We start from the raw sequence: 13,428 nt of genomic DNA on the forward strand, positions 1-13,428 counted from the left end.
CGGTGGAACAATCCCCGCGTGGCGGAAATCATCCAGAAGGACGGCATCTGGGCCTTCGACGGAGACGCCCTGCGGCTGACTCCCGGGCGGGACCGGAACGTCGGTGTGCTGCGCCGGGCACTGGGTGAACTGGTCGTGCCGCTGGGCGCGTTGGCGGGGATCTCGTTCGAACAGGGCCGCAGGCAGGGGCGGCTGAGGCTGCGGCTGCGGGACGGCGCCGATCCGCTGCTGCACGCCACGGGGGGCCGCCTCGCCGAACCGCACGACCCCTACCGGCTGACCGTCGAGTCGGACCGGTACGGGGTCGCCGAGTACTTCACGGACGAGGTGCGCGACGCGCTGCTCCTCGAACAGGTCCCGGGCACGCCGGTGCGCGAGTTCCTGCTGCCGGGGCCGCCGCTGCCGCTGTCGGTCTCCGCCGGGGACGCCACGGCGTCCTTCGACGGGGAGCGGGTGCGCCTGGAGTGGAACTGGAAGACGGAGGACGTCAAGGCCGCCGCGGGCCCGCGCACACTCGCCCTGGCGGACATCCTCGGCGTGGAGTGGCAGCCGTCCGCCGGTCTCGAGAACGGCCATCTGCGGTTCCGGGTCGCCGGTGCGCCGGTCCGGGAGCGGGCCAAGTACGACCCGCACGCGGTGGAGCTGTGGGGGTTCAAGCGGGATCCGCTGATGGCGCTGGTCGCGGCGGCGGTCCAGGCGCGGCTGCCGCATCCGTCGGCGGCCGAGGTGCCGGAGGCGGCCCCGGTGCCGGAGGCCGCCGGGTCCGATCACGACGCGCTGCTGCGCCGGCTCCGCGAGCTGGGCGAGCTGTACCGCGCGGGGGTGCTCACGGACGAAGAGTTCACGATGGCCAAACAGGCGGTCCTCAAACGCTTGTGAGGACCGCCTGCGGGTGCCCTGCGCCCTGCCTTGCGGGCGTGCGGCCTTACTTGGCCTTGCGCGCCACCGTGAAGTGGTCGATGCGGTCGCCGGTCTCGGCGATGCCCGACACCTTCAGCTTGGCGTACTGGCCGCGCGGGGCGGGCTCGACGTCCACGCGCAGGAAGGAGTAGTTGAGGTAGCGCACCCGGGACCAGGTGACGGTCTCGTTGACCTTGCCGTCCTTGGTGTTGATGAAGGAGGCGACGGAGTCGACCTCGTTCAGGTGGCCCTCGTAGGAGTCCGGGGCGGTGAACGCGTAGAGGCTGCGGCCGGCCGCGCCCGCGGTGACGTAGACGACACCCTCGGTCTCGGAGTAGGCCGTCTCGCCGATCGGGAGCTTCTTGACGACGGTGTTGCCCTTGATGACGTCGGTGCGCTCGTACTGGTGGTTGTGGCCGTTGATGACCAGGTCCACCGTGTACTTCTCGAACAGCGGCACCCACTCCTGTCGCACGCCCCCCTCCGAGGCGTGCGCCGTGGAGGTGCAGTAGGCGCAGTGGTGGAAGAACACGACGATGAAGTCGATGTCCTTCGAGGCGCGGAACTTCTTCAGCTGCGCCTCGAACCACTTGGTCTGGGTGCCGCCCGAGATGCCGAGGTTGGCCGGGATCTCGAAGGAGACGTCGTTCGGGTCGAGCGAGATGATCGCCGTGTTGCCGTGGACGAAGGAGTAGACGCCCGGCAGGTTCTTCTTGTCCGGCCCGTTGTCGGGCAGGGAGAAGCGGGCCTCCTCGCCGCCGTAGCCGTTCGGCGAGTACCAGGCCTCCATGTCGTGGTTGCCGTACGACACCATCCACGGCACGGACTTGGCGACCGACTCGGTCTGGGCCAGGAACTGGTCCCAGGTCCGGGAGTCGAAGACCGTGTCCGAGGTCTTGCCCTGGCCGGCCGGGTCGGCGTAGGCGATGTCGCCGGCGTGCAGGTGGAAGCTGGGGTTCTGGCCGAGGATCAGGCTGTCGTTGGCCAGGGCGTGGTAGCTGACGCCCTGGTCGCCGAAGGCCGTGAAGGTGAACGGCTGCTTGTGCGAGGGCGCGGTGGTGAAGGTGCCGATGGTGCTGGCGAACTGCGGCGAGGCCGGGTCGAAACCGTCGTGGCCGACGCCGTAGAAGTAGGTGCGGCCGGGCTTGAGGTTGGCCAGCTTGGCGTGCACGTAGTACTGGGTGTGGTCGCCGCTGGCACCGATGCCGGCCGGGGTGTAGAGGGAGCGGATCTCGGCGTCGATCTTGACCGAGAGGTGCGAGGCGTGGGTGCCGATGCGGACGAAGGGCTTCTTGACCGCGACCGGGACCTGCCAGGAGATCGTCATCTCCGTGCTGGCGTCGTTGCCGAAGGCCAGGTGGCGGCCGAACGGCGCCACGTAGGCACCGTCGACGTACTGGGTGGCGGGGGCGGAGGACTGGGTGGGGACGGCGGCCTGGGCGGTGCCGCCCATGACCAGCGAGCCGCCCGTGACGGCGCCGAGGGTCACGGCACCGCCTCTGATCATCGAGCGCCGGGAGAACTTGGCGCGGAGGTACTCGTGCTGCTCCGCCATGCTCATGCGGTCGGCGAGCTCATCGGGTACGCCCATACGAGGAATGTCCATGGCGTCTGAAAATCGTCTCCACAAGCGACGTGGCGCAAGACACAGGATGGACAGGCTGCGAACAGCACCCCATAAGAGATTCAACAGTCCGTTGCCCGGAATCGGGCAGGATTCTTGCGAAACCGGCGCCGGTACCCGAGGATCTACCGGGTGCACGACGAACTCGTTGATCATCTGATGCGGTCCTCGCCCCTGAGCCGGGGCGAGGCGCTGCGGGTGATCCAGGACGTGCTCGCCTACTTCGACGAGACGACCGCAGACTACGTCCGTCGCCGCCACCGCGAGCTCCAGGCGGAAGGCCTGGTCAACGTGGAGATCTTCGACCGGATCGCGGCGGATCTGAAGTACAGGGCGGTCGCCCCGCCGGACCTCACCCTCCGGCAACTGCGCCGCATGGTCTACGGATGACCACGACTTAGGGATACGGAACACCCATATATGTGCGGAATTGTCGGATACATCGGTAGGCGCGACGTCGCCCCCCTCCTCCTCGAAGGTCTCCAGCGGCTGGAATACCGCGGTTACGACTCGGCGGGCATCGTCGTCTCGGCCCCGAAGACGGCCGGTCTGAAGATGGTGAAGGCCAAGGGCCGGGTCCGCGACCTGGAGGCCAAGGTCCCGGCGCGCTTCAAGGGCACCACCGGCATCGCCCACACCCGCTGGGCCACCCACGGCGCCCCCTCCGACGTGAACGCCCACCCGCACATGTCGGCCGACCAGAAGGTCGCCGTCGTCCACAACGGCATCATCGACAACGCCGCCGAGCTGCGCCGCAAGCTGGAGGCGGACGGTGTGGTGTTCCTCTCCGAGACCGACACCGAGGTCCTCACCCACCTGATCGCCCGCTCCCAGGCGGAGACGCTGGAGGAGAAGGTCCGCCAGGCGCTGCGCGTGATCGAGGGCACCTACGGCATCGCGGTCATGCACGCCGACTTCCCCGAGCGGATCGTCGTCGCCCGCAACGGCTCCCCGGTCGTCCTCGGCATCGGCGACAAGGAGATGTTCGTCGCATCCGACATCGCGGCCCTGGTCACCCACACCCGCCAGATAGTCACCCTCGACGACGGCGAGATGGCCACCCTCAAGGCCGACGACTTCCGCACCTACACCACCGAGGGCACCCGCACGACGGCCGAGCCGACCACCGTGGAGTGGGAGGCCGAGTCGTACGACATGGGCGGCCACGACACCTACATGCACAAGGAGATCTTCGAGCAGCCCGACGCGGTCGACCGCGTGCTGCGCGGCCGGATCGACGACCGCTTCTCCACCGTGCACCTCGGCGGCCTCAACCTGGACGCCCGGGACGCGCGTGCCGTGCGCCGCGTGAAGATCCTCGGCTGCGGCACGTCGTACCACGCGGGCATGATCGGCGCCCAGCTGATCGAGGAGCTGGCCCGCATCCCGGCCGACGCCGAGCCCGCGTCGGAGTTCCGCTACCGCAACCCGGTGGTCGACCCGGACACCCTCTACATCGCCGTCTCCCAGTCCGGTGAGACGTACGACGTCCTCGCCGCGGTCCAGGAGCTGAAGCGCAAGGGCGCGCGGGTGCTGGGCGTGGTGAACGTGGTGGGCTCGGCGATCGCGCGGGAGGCGGACGGCGGCACGTACGTGCACGCGGGCCCGGAGGTCTGCGTGGTCTCGACGAAGTGCTTCACGAACACGACGGTCGCCTTCGCGCTGCTCGCCCTGCACCTGGGCCGCATCCGGGACCTCTCGGTCCGCGACGGCAAGCGGATCATCGACGGTCTGCGCAAGCTGCCGGCCCAGATCTCGGAGATCCTCGCGCAGGAGGCGGAGATCGAGAAGATGGCCGCGGAGTACGCCGAGGCCCGCTCGATGCTCTTCATCGGCCGCGTGCGGGGCTACCCGGTGGCCCGTGAGGCTTCCCTGAAGCTCAAGGAGGTCTCCTACATCCACGCGGAGGCGTACCCGGCGTCCGAACTCAAGCACGGCCCGCTGGCGTTGATCGAGCCGGCCCTGCCCACGGTGGCGATCGTCCCCGACGACGACCTCCTGGAGAAGAACCGCGCGGCCCTGGAGGAGATCAAGGCCCGCAGCGGCAGGATCCTGGCGGTGGCCCACCAGCACCAGGAGAAGGCGGACCGCACGATCGTCGTCCCGAAGAACGAGGACGAACTCGACCCGATCCTGATGGGCATCCCCCTCCAACTCCTCGCCTACCACACGGCGAAGGCCCTGGGCCGCGACATCGACAAGCCGCGGAACCTCGCCAAGTCGGTGACGGTGGAGTAGGACGGTTCGGTTGTGGGGCCGGTGCGGGCCGGTGGGGGCTTGTCGCGCAGTTCCCCGCGCCCCTTTGGGGGGCGTTGAGGCCGGCGCTGGATTCAGCGCCCCGTCAGGGGCGCGGGGAACTGCGCGAGCAACCCCCAGGCGCCCGCACGGGCCGACGAAACCGAGCGGACCCCCACGTGTGCCGCAAGGCCACGCGAGGGTCCGCTCATTGGATCGCCGGGGACGCCCAACTCCCCGGCGTCGGCTGCCATATCAGCCGTGGGCCGTCACCCCCCGACCGGCAGCCCGTCCCGGCAGCACCGTCGGCCAGTGCGCGAGCGCGGCCGTCGCGGCGTACCAGGCCACCGCCCCCGCCGCCACCGCAACCCAGCCGCCGACCTTGGTCAGTGACGAGCTGTCGGCGAACTGCGCGACGGCGAGCACGAGCATCGCCAGGAACAGCAGTCCGTGCATGCCCTGTCCGAGCTGGTCGCCGCCCGCGAGGGTCAACGACAGGGCCACGAGGGCGAAGAGGAGCAGGAAGAGCCCGGCGCCGTTGGCCGAGGCGTTGCCGCCGGCGGAGACGGCCCAGGTGAACCAGAGGGCGCCGAGGGCCACATAGCCCGTGCCGTTCGCGGTGTCACGGTCACGGAAGGCCAGCAGGCCGACGAGGAAGAGGGCGACTCCGCCCACGTAGTGGGCGATTGACACGGCGTCGGAGGTGGTGACGTCGTCGATGACACCGGTGGTACCGAGTCCGAACGCCAACAGGGTGATACCCAGGGCGAGTCGGCCGGCCACGGTGGTGGTTCCGCTTCCCGCAGAGACGTCGTTGTCCACGGCGGGCTCCCTTCATGCTTTGTGCAGTTGTGCGCGGTGACCGATATATGCCCTTCACAAGGGCACAAACACCTCTGCACGCCAGGAATTTCAGGCGCTGCACGAAGAGAGCCGGACCGTTCCCACGGCGCATCTCACCTGGGAGAACGTGGAGTTACGGAATGACAACGACAGGGCGCTTGGCCCGCTTGGCGAGCCGCCCGGCGACGGAGCCGAAGATCCGCCCGACGATCCCGTGGGTCGACCCCACGACGATCGCGTCGGCCTCGTACTCCCGCCCCACCTCTTCGAGTTCGTGGCAGATGTCACCGCCGCGCTCGACGAGGATCCAGGGCACTTCGGCCAGGTACTCGGCACAGGCGAGTTCCAGACCGAGCACCTCGGTGCGGTGGTCGGGAACGTCGACGAAGACGGGTGGCTCACAGCCGGCCCACACGGTGGTCGGCAGTCTGTTGGCGACGTGGACGATGATCAGCCCTGCGCGGGAGCGGTGCGCCATCCCGATCGCATAGGCGAGGGCGCGCTCACTGGAAGTGGAGCCGTCGAAGCCGACGACCACTCCGTGCTTGAAGGCGGGATCGCAGGAAGGGCGTGACTCTTCCGCCGCCAGCGCATCGGCCGCCGTGGGTTCGGCGACCGGCCGCTTGCGGTCCGCTGGATCGAAGAATTCGTGACCGGCCATGGCTGTCTCGGCGTAATGATCCTTGTGTGGGAGGAACGACAGTGTGCGGCGAGCTTGTGTCCGGGAAACATCTTCCCAACCCCATACCCCCAAGGGTACGGCGGCACGCCTCCTCAGCCCAGATCCCGCGCACTCTCCGTAGGGGACCGTCCCCGGAGTCGGTTAGGGGTTCCAGGGAGCATGCACGAGCCGCGCCCGTAACGCAATGGTTGCTGCCCCGTACAGGCGGTTTGCACAGGATTCGGACAGCAGCGGAAGTCCCACGCACGGTGACCGACCGCTCGAACGCGCGTTGATCCCGGTACGAGTGCGTCACGAGGGAGTACCACCATGTCCGGACCGCGCCGCACCACCCCCGCCCCACGCCGTTCCACTGCCCCACGCCGTTCCACTGCTCCACGCCGCTCCCCCGACCCGCGCCGCGCCCCCGACCCGCGCCGCGCTCCGGACCCGGCCGGCGACGTGGTCCGCTGGGCCGTGTTCTCCTGCGCGCTCGTCCCCCTGGTACTGCTCTGGTACGGCACCCCGGCGGCCGGCGCGGCCGGTACCGCCCTCGGTCTCGCCGCCGTCACCGCCGCGTGCCGCTTCCTGCTGCGCCGCTCGGAGCTCGGTGCGAGGCTCGGCGCCGAGCGTGCGGCGGCACCCCGGGGAGGCGGACGTCACACCCGCAGCACGACACCGGTCGACTGACCGGTTTCCGTGCACACCAACGCTTCTTTTCAGCCAACTTGGCGGACCTGTGCAGGAGGGGCACCAACCACCCCCCAACCCCCGTTCCACCTGCACGGAAAGGGTCTGTGGGACCCTCCGCACCCTACGCGGTTTGGCCACTGCCACGAGGCGCACTTCCCTGCACGGCCCGTGAGTGCAACCCTTCGTGATCGAATGCTTCACGCCAAGTTGTCATGTCGACAATCGACGGCGTGTCGAACTGGTCAACGTGACACCGCGGAAACCAGTAGATTCGATCTTGACGTCTTACGGCGGGGGACTCGTGCAGGACCGAGGGGAAACGTGCAGGAGCGACACAACCGAGGAGCCGCGACCACCGAGGGGGGCTTAGCAGGATGAGCCACGACTCCACCGCCGCGCCGGAAGCCGCGGCCCGGAAACTGTCCGGGCGACGCCGCAAGGAGATCGTCGCGGTGCTGCTGTTCAGCGGCGGCCCCATCTTCGAGAGTTCCATACCGCTTTCGGTGTTCGGGATAGACCGCCAGGACGCCGGCGTACCGCGCTACCGACTGCTGGTGTGCGGTGGCGAGGAAGGCCCGCTGCGGACCACAGGGGGCCTGGAACTCACCGCGCCGCATGGCCTGGAAGCGATCTCACGCGCCGGCACGGTCGTCGTACCGGCCTGGCGTTCGATCACCGCGCCGCCACCGGAAGAGGCACTGGACGCGCTGCGCCGCGCCCACGAAGAAGGGGCCCGCATAGTCGGGCTGTGCACGGGCGCGTTCGTGCTGGCCGCCGCAGGCCTGCTGGACGGCCGCCCGGCCACCACCCACTGGATGTACGCGCCGACGCTGGCCAAGCGCTATCCGTCGGTACACGTCGACCCGCGAGAACTCTTCGTGGACGACGGCGACGTCCTCACGTCCGCCGGTACGGCGGCCGGAATCGACCTCTGTCTCCACATCGTGCGGACGGACCACGGCAACGAGGCGGCCGGCGCGCTCGCCCGCCGCCTGGTGGTCCCGCCGCGCCGCTCGGGCGGTCAGGAGCGCTACCTCGATCGATCTTTACCAGAGGAGATCGGCGCCGACCCGCTCGCCGAGGTCGTCGCCTGGGCGCTGGAGCACCTCCACGAGCAGTTCGACGTGGAGACGCTGGCGGCGCGCGCGTACATGTCGCGCCGCACCTTCGACCGCCGCTTCCGTTCACTGACGGGGTCGGCCCCGCTCCAGTGGCTGATCACGCAACGGGTCCTCCAGGCGCAGCGCCTCCTGGAGACGTCGGACTACTCGGTGGACGAGGTGGCGGGCCGCTGCGGCTTCCGCTCCCCCGTCGCCCTGCGCGGCCACTTCCGCCGCCAGCTGGGTTCGTCCCCGGCGGCGTACCGGGCCGCGTACCGGGCGAGGCGGCCGCAGTCCGACCGCCCCGACACCCCGGAACCGGCCCCGCTGCCGCCCGCGGGTCCGCTCGCGGTCCCGTATCCCGAGGGCGTACTGCCGATGCAGACCCGCAGGACAGCCACGGTAGGCCTCTCGGCCAGCCTCCCTGGCCCCCGCACCGGCAGCTGACCTCCCGCTCCGCCCACCCGAACCCTCGGGTGGGCGGACCTCGGCCCTCCCTCGCCCACCCGCCACCCGACTCGGCAGGTCAGGAGGCGAGGCAAGAGAGGGCGCATAAAGGAGAGGGAGCACAAAAAAGGGAGCGGGGCCGGAAGCCGACGCCACCCGGCCACACCCGCCGCCTCCGCCCACCGAGAACCTGCCCCGGCGGACACGGCACACCCTTGCCCACCCCGACGGGACACGGCGCCGAGCCGAAGACAACGGGGCCAGCCACCCCCTCCCGACCACCGGCCTCCTGGCCCTCTCCCGACCACCGGCCCCCTCCCAACCACCGGCCGCAAGCACGACGGCGCGCTCCAGCGCCGACGCGCCCAGCCACCCCCACCCAGCCCGTCCGGCGCTTGAGGACGAGGCCGTAGGCCGACGATGCGGGGGTGCGGGGGCGGCAGCTCCCGGAGACGTCGGGGTCGTACCAGGGGCACCCAAACGCCGACGTCAGCTTTAGGGTGGTCGCATGAACGATCGCATGGTGTGGATCGACTGCGAGATGACCGGCCTCTCGCTGTCCGACGACGCGCTCATCGAGGTGGCCGCACTGGTCACCGACTCCGAGCTGAACGTGCTCGGCGAGGGCGTGGACATCGTCATCCGTCCGCCGGCCAAGGCACTGGAGACGATGCCGGAGGTGGTGCGGCAGATGCACACCACGTCCGGCCTGCTCGACGAGCTGGCCGGCGGCACGACGCTCGCCGAGGCCGAGGAGCAGGTCCTGGCCTATGTACGGGAGCACGTGAAGGAACCCGGCAAGGCCCCGCTGTGCGGAAACTCCGTCGGCACCGACCGCGGCTTCCTCGCCAGGGACATGGCAGACCTGGAGGGATACCTCCACTACCGGATCGTCGACGTGTCCAGTGTCAAGGAGCTGGCCCGGCGCTGGTACCCGCGGGCCTACTTCAACAGCCCGGAGAAGAACGGCAACCACCGCGCCCTCGCCGACATCCGCGAGTCGATCGCCGAACTGCGCTACTACCGCGAGGCCATCTTCGTACCGCAGCCCGGCCCGGACTCGGACACCGCGCGGACGATCGCGGCCCGGCACGTCCTGCCTGCGGAATAGCCACCCGGGAGGCCCCGGAAACGGCTCCCGGAAAGCCGTGCGCGAGCACCCCTTCGGACCCTGTACACTTTTTCTCGGCCGGTCGGAGAAACCACAAAGTCACCGCCGGTCGTGGTGGGTGTAGCTCAGCTGGTAGAGCACCTGGTTGTGGTCCAGGATGTCGCGGGTTCGAGTCCCGTCACTCACCCTTAGGGACAGGCCCGTGATCTGCGGAAAGCAGATCACGGGCCTGTCCGCCGTTTGGCCACGGCCGAACCGCTGCCGATCCACCCGCGACTCGAACCGTCCGGGAAGGAGCGGCAGCCGCAAGTCCGCCACAGAACCTCACTTTCCGTACCGGCGGAAGCCCGGCAACTCTGCCCCGGTACGAGCGGTCGGGCCGGGGTCCGCGCCCCCGGACCCTGACCCACGCGTCCGCAGGACGTCCTTGCCTCCAGGCACCCGTCGGCGCAGGCGATCCGGGCATTCGGGCCGGGCAGCGGGCGCCGGACGACCAAGGCGTCATTTTGATCCGGCCCTTACGGCGCCCCGGTTAACCTTCCGAAGCTCGTATCATTGGATTCCACCTGACGCAAGGGTGCCCATGGAACTCCGAGTTGTCATGAGCACGCAAGAAGGAGAGATGTCGTCATGCACATTCTGCTGGTCGACACCGGAAAGCAGGCCATCGCATGAGTGCACTCTCTCCCACCCCGCAGCCCACGGCCGCAGCAGACGGCCTCGGCACGGCAGCGGAGACCGCTGCGACGCTTCACCATGAAATCGCGCGCACGCTCGACGAATTACCCGAGCCGAGTCTGCGTCTGCTGGCGGCGATGGCCGTGGTGGATCAGGAGACCCCGCTGCCGATCCTCTCCGTCATCGCGGACGTGGCCGATCCCAGCGCCGCGCTCCACGACCTGATCGAGGCCGGGTTCGTCACCTGGTTCCCGCGCGGCCTCGCCCAACCGGTCGGCATCAGCTCCCCGTCCTTGCACGGCGTCGTGTACTGGAACCTGCCCGCACCCCTGCGTCGGGCGATGCACCTCGCCTCGGCCCAGCAGGTCAGCGGCGTCCACGGGCTCCAGCACGCGCTGCTCGGCACCGGCCGGAGCGACCCCGAACTCGCCACGCGGCTGGAGAACGAGGCAACGCGCTACCACCAGGCCGGGGACACGGAACGGGCCGGAACCCTCCTGCTGTGGTCCGCCGACGTCTCGGTGGACAGGGGCGAGCAGGAACGAAGGCTGCTCATCGCGGCCATGTGGGGTCAGCTCATGCCCACCGCCGGATGGGCGGCGGCGCTCGGACAACGGCTCGCCCTTCTGAAGCCCAGTGTGGAGCGCAACCTGTTCCTCGGTCAGCTGGCCGCGCGTGAGGCGCGGTTCGAAGCCGCACAGTCGCTCTTCGACCAGGCGAGGAGACTCGTCGACGGCCGGCCTCTTGCGGAGCGCGCGGCCCTGGAGCTCGCGGCCGCGACCCTGCACGCGGACAGCGGGGACCACGAGGCCGAGCAGCGGGTCGCGTTGGCCCTGCTGGCGCAGGAAGGGCTCCCGGAGGAGTTCAGGGAATGGTCGGTGTGGTTCGCGGCGGACGCGCACGGCAGGATCCACCGTTCGGCGGACGCTTCGCTTCGCCGACTGGAGCTGCTCGCGCCTGAGCTCGGTGCGTCGGATGCCGACGGGCCCGGGCACGGGATCTTACGGTGGGCTCGCGGCATGTGGTTGCTGCAGAGCGGCAGGCCCAGCGAGGCCATGAACGATCTCCAATGGGTGGTGCGCTCGTACGACGGCCCGGTCGGACCGGTCCTTCCGCTGTCGTACGCCCTGCTCGGCTTCGCCCAGTTCCAACTCGGCGACTGGGAAGCGGCGTTGCGCGACGCCCACGAGGGCATCCGGGTGGCCGAGGCTCGCAACGACCGGCGCCACGCCATCCCGGCGGCCGCGCTTACGGCGAGTATCTCCGCTCTGCGCGGCGATTGGCAGGTGGCCGCGGAGCGGGTGGACTCCCTGGCCAGGGACCAGCACACACTGGGTCCGGCGCGCTACGCGGTGTTTCCGGCACTGGCCGCGGCGACACTGGCCCATGCACGCGGGGAGCCCGGCCGCGTACTGGCTGCGCTCACCCCCCTGGCCGCCCAGCTGGGGTTGTTCTCGACCGAGCAGTTGTTGTGGCGCCCCTTGTACATCGCGGCGTTGATCGACGCCGGTCGGCTCGCCGCGGCGCGCGCCGCGCTCGCCCCGTTGCGCGCCGCCGTCGAGCCCGGTGCCCGCCAGACGACGGCCATGGCCCGGCTCGAAGCCATGCTCGAAGCTGCCGAGGGTCACCTGGCCGCCGCGGCCGAGCGGCTGGCCGCGGCGGTCGAGCAGCCGGCCGACGAGGACTCGCCGTTCACCCTCGCTCAGCTCGAACACGACTACGGCAGGCTGCTGCTGGGCACGCGGCGACGAAGGTCGGCCATCAGGTGGTTGCTGTCCGCACACGGCCGCTACGTCGAGCTCGGTGCGCGTCCGTTCGCGGAGCAGTGTCTCCGACAGCTGCAGGATGTCGGCGCGCACATCCCCTGGGCCGGAACCGGTGGTGTGGAGGGGGGCGTCGAGACGGCCGGCCGCTCGCCCGTCTCCCTGACTCCACAGGAGTACCGCATCGCACAGCTGGCCGCACAGGGCTTGACGAACCCGCAGATCGCACGGGCCCTGTTCGTGAGTGCCAAGACGATCGAGTACCACCTGGGCAACGTCTTCGCCAAGCTGGGCATCACCTCGCGCCGCCGACTCCGCGCCGAACTCGACGCGTTGACCGAAGGTGACGGCGCGAAGGGGCCCGCGACGGAGCCGACCGCTCGGCCACGGCAGTGAGGCAGCGGGGTCGGCCGGCCCGCGCCGCGGTACCGGGCCGTTGGCACACTCGGGTCGCGGGCTCGCCCGGGCGGCGCACCGGCGTCGTTCTCCGGTCGGCCGACGCACCGGGAATCAGGAGTTCGTCGACGCCGCTGCGCAGGGCTGAGGCGGTGATCTGCTCACCGGTCGTCAGGGGGAAGCGCACTACCGGGCGCATCATGGTGGAGGAGTTCGTCACTCTCCTCGTCTGCGGTCGACACAAGTCGGTCACCGAGGTGTTGACCCGCACGACCTCTCCGGTCACCGGCACGCCGCTGCGTAGCCCTGAATCCTTCAGCCGCAGTCCTCAGATCAGACCTTCGCGGATGGCGAATGCGACCGCGTGTGTGCGGTTGCGCAGCCGGTAACGGACCGTCACGTCATGCAGCACACTGGCCACGGTGCGTTTGGAGTAGGCGAGCTCGCCCGCGATCTCGTCGGTGCCGAAGCCGTCTGCCACCAGGCGCAGCACCCGGCGTTCGCGGTCGGAGAGTCCGGTCAGGCTCAGGCCTTGGGGACGCAGCACGTGCTGCTGGAGCCGTCCCACCTGCTTCAGCAGACGGGTCAGCAGATCGGAGGGCAGGGCCGCGTTGCCCGAAGCGGCCCTGATCACCGCCTCGGTGAGCGAGGTGGCGGTGGCTTCCCACCGCCACAGCACCGCGTAGGCTCCCGACTCGACGACCGCCAGCAGTTCGTCGTCCGACAGGGCGGAGAGGACGAGCACGACCTGCGCCCCGTCGCGCGAGCGCACCGCCCTGATCAGTTCCAGGGCCGACGCCGACAGCGCGTCGAGTGCGAACACCACCACTCTGGCCGGTCCGCCCAGGGGCGATAAGTCGACGAGCTCGACCTCGGCGCGCTGGCGCAGCTCGGTCGTCAGCCCCGCCCGCGTGATGGGGTCGTCCGCGTGGATCGACACCGGTATCCGACGTTCCAAAACGACCTCCCAGGGTCAG

11 protein-coding genes and 1 tRNA gene are annotated in these 13,428 nt (G+C 70.0%); 8 read left to right on the top strand and 4 right to left on the bottom strand.

The features are described from left to right. Positions 1-18 precede the first annotated feature (18 nt). On the top strand, positions 19-879 hold the full coding sequence (locus tag ACFZB3_RS15545; protein WP_391375313.1) for a DUF4429 domain-containing protein: 861 nt from the start codon (positions 19-21) through the stop codon (positions 877-879). Between the two features lie 46 nt (positions 880-925). Here ACFZB3_RS15545 and ACFZB3_RS15550 read toward each other — a convergent pair whose 3' ends face one another. Beyond that, positions 926-2,491, bottom strand: coding sequence for a fibronectin type III domain-containing protein (locus ACFZB3_RS15550; RefSeq protein WP_391375316.1), 1,566 nt, complete (start codon positions 2,489-2,491; stop codon positions 926-928). A 165-nt stretch (positions 2,492-2,656) separates the two neighbouring features. On the opposite strand from ACFZB3_RS15550, the gene ACFZB3_RS15555 reads away from it, so the two are divergent. Both ACFZB3_RS15555 and glmS read left to right on the top strand, forming a co-directional pair. Then, positions 2,657-2,914, top strand: coding sequence for a hypothetical protein (locus ACFZB3_RS15555; protein ID WP_391375318.1), 258 nt, complete (start codon positions 2,657-2,659; stop codon positions 2,912-2,914). Between the two features lie 30 nt (positions 2,915-2,944). Then, complete coding sequence (gene glmS, locus ACFZB3_RS15560; RefSeq protein ID WP_391375321.1) at positions 2,945-4,762, top strand: glutamine--fructose-6-phosphate transaminase (isomerizing); 1,818 nt, start codon at positions 2,945-2,947, stop codon at positions 4,760-4,762. A gap of 252 nt (positions 4,763-5,014) precedes the next feature. Here the strand turns inward: glmS and ACFZB3_RS15565 are convergent, their stop codons facing one another. Further along, positions 5,015-5,581, bottom strand: coding sequence for a GPR1/FUN34/YaaH family transporter (locus tag ACFZB3_RS15565; RefSeq protein WP_391375323.1), 567 nt, complete (start codon positions 5,579-5,581; stop codon positions 5,015-5,017). A gap of 154 nt (positions 5,582-5,735) precedes the next feature. Then, positions 5,736-6,263, bottom strand: coding sequence for a universal stress protein (locus ACFZB3_RS15570; RefSeq protein ID WP_391375326.1), 528 nt, complete (start codon positions 6,261-6,263; stop codon positions 5,736-5,738). A gap of 330 nt (positions 6,264-6,593) precedes the next feature. Here ACFZB3_RS15570 and ACFZB3_RS15575 point away from each other — a divergent pair, with 330 nt between their 5' ends. From ACFZB3_RS15575 to ACFZB3_RS15595, 5 genes are all read left to right on the top strand, one after another. Beyond that, positions 6,594-6,953: a hypothetical protein gene (locus ACFZB3_RS15575; protein WP_391375330.1), complete on the top strand. Its 360-nt coding sequence runs from the start codon at positions 6,594-6,596 to the stop codon at positions 6,951-6,953. Positions 6,954-7,330: 377 nt separating this feature from the next. Next, a complete protein-coding gene (locus ACFZB3_RS15580; protein ID WP_391375333.1) occupies positions 7,331-8,503 on the top strand; it encodes a helix-turn-helix domain-containing protein in 1,173 nt (390 codons plus the stop codon). A 508-nt stretch (positions 8,504-9,011) separates the two neighbouring features. Then, entirely contained in the window at positions 9,012-9,614 is a 603-nt protein-coding gene (gene orn / locus ACFZB3_RS15585; protein ID WP_391375336.1) for an oligoribonuclease, read from the top strand. A 114-nt stretch (positions 9,615-9,728) separates the two neighbouring features. After that, positions 9,729-9,801: transfer RNA gene (locus ACFZB3_RS15590), tRNA-His, on the top strand. Between the two features lie 484 nt (positions 9,802-10,285). Beyond that, on the top strand, positions 10,286-12,451 hold the full coding sequence (locus ACFZB3_RS15595) for a LuxR C-terminal-related transcriptional regulator (RefSeq protein WP_391375339.1): 2,166 nt from the start codon (positions 10,286-10,288) through the stop codon (positions 12,449-12,451). 328 nt (positions 12,452-12,779) lie between these two features. Here the strand turns inward: ACFZB3_RS15595 and ACFZB3_RS15600 are convergent, their stop codons facing one another. Beyond that, positions 12,780-13,409, bottom strand: a complete 630-nt coding sequence (locus ACFZB3_RS15600; RefSeq protein ID WP_384031128.1) for a response regulator transcription factor — start codon at positions 13,407-13,409, stop codon at positions 12,780-12,782. Positions 13,410-13,428 lie beyond the last annotated feature (19 nt).

The sequence above is a fragment of the Streptomyces sp. NPDC008092 genome, assembly GCF_042957285.1.
GTDB lineage: Bacteria > Actinomycetota > Actinomycetes > Streptomycetales > Streptomycetaceae > Streptomyces.

What these genes read in the sequence shown, in the direction of transcription:
- glmS (WP_391375321.1), top strand. Translation starts at nt 2,945, where the DNA reads ATGTGCGGAATTGTCGGATACATCGGTAGGCGCGACGTCGCCCCCCTC.
- ACFZB3_RS15580 (WP_391375333.1), top strand. Translation starts at nt 7,331, where the DNA reads ATGAGCCACGACTCCACCGCCGCGCCGGAAGCCGCGGCCCGGAAACTG.
- ACFZB3_RS15550 (WP_391375316.1), bottom strand. Translation starts at nt 2,491, where the DNA reads ATGGGCGTACCCGATGAGCTCGCCGACCGCATGAGCATGGCGGAGCAG.
- ACFZB3_RS15595 (WP_391375339.1), top strand. Translation starts at nt 10,286, where the DNA reads ATGAGTGCACTCTCTCCCACCCCGCAGCCCACGGCCGCAGCAGACGGC.
- ACFZB3_RS15570 (WP_391375326.1), bottom strand. Translation starts at nt 6,263, where the DNA reads ATGGCCGGTCACGAATTCTTCGATCCAGCGGACCGCAAGCGGCCGGTC.
- orn (WP_391375336.1), top strand. Translation starts at nt 9,012, where the DNA reads ATGAACGATCGCATGGTGTGGATCGACTGCGAGATGACCGGCCTCTCG.
- ACFZB3_RS15575 (WP_391375330.1), top strand. Translation starts at nt 6,594, where the DNA reads ATGTCCGGACCGCGCCGCACCACCCCCGCCCCACGCCGTTCCACTGCC.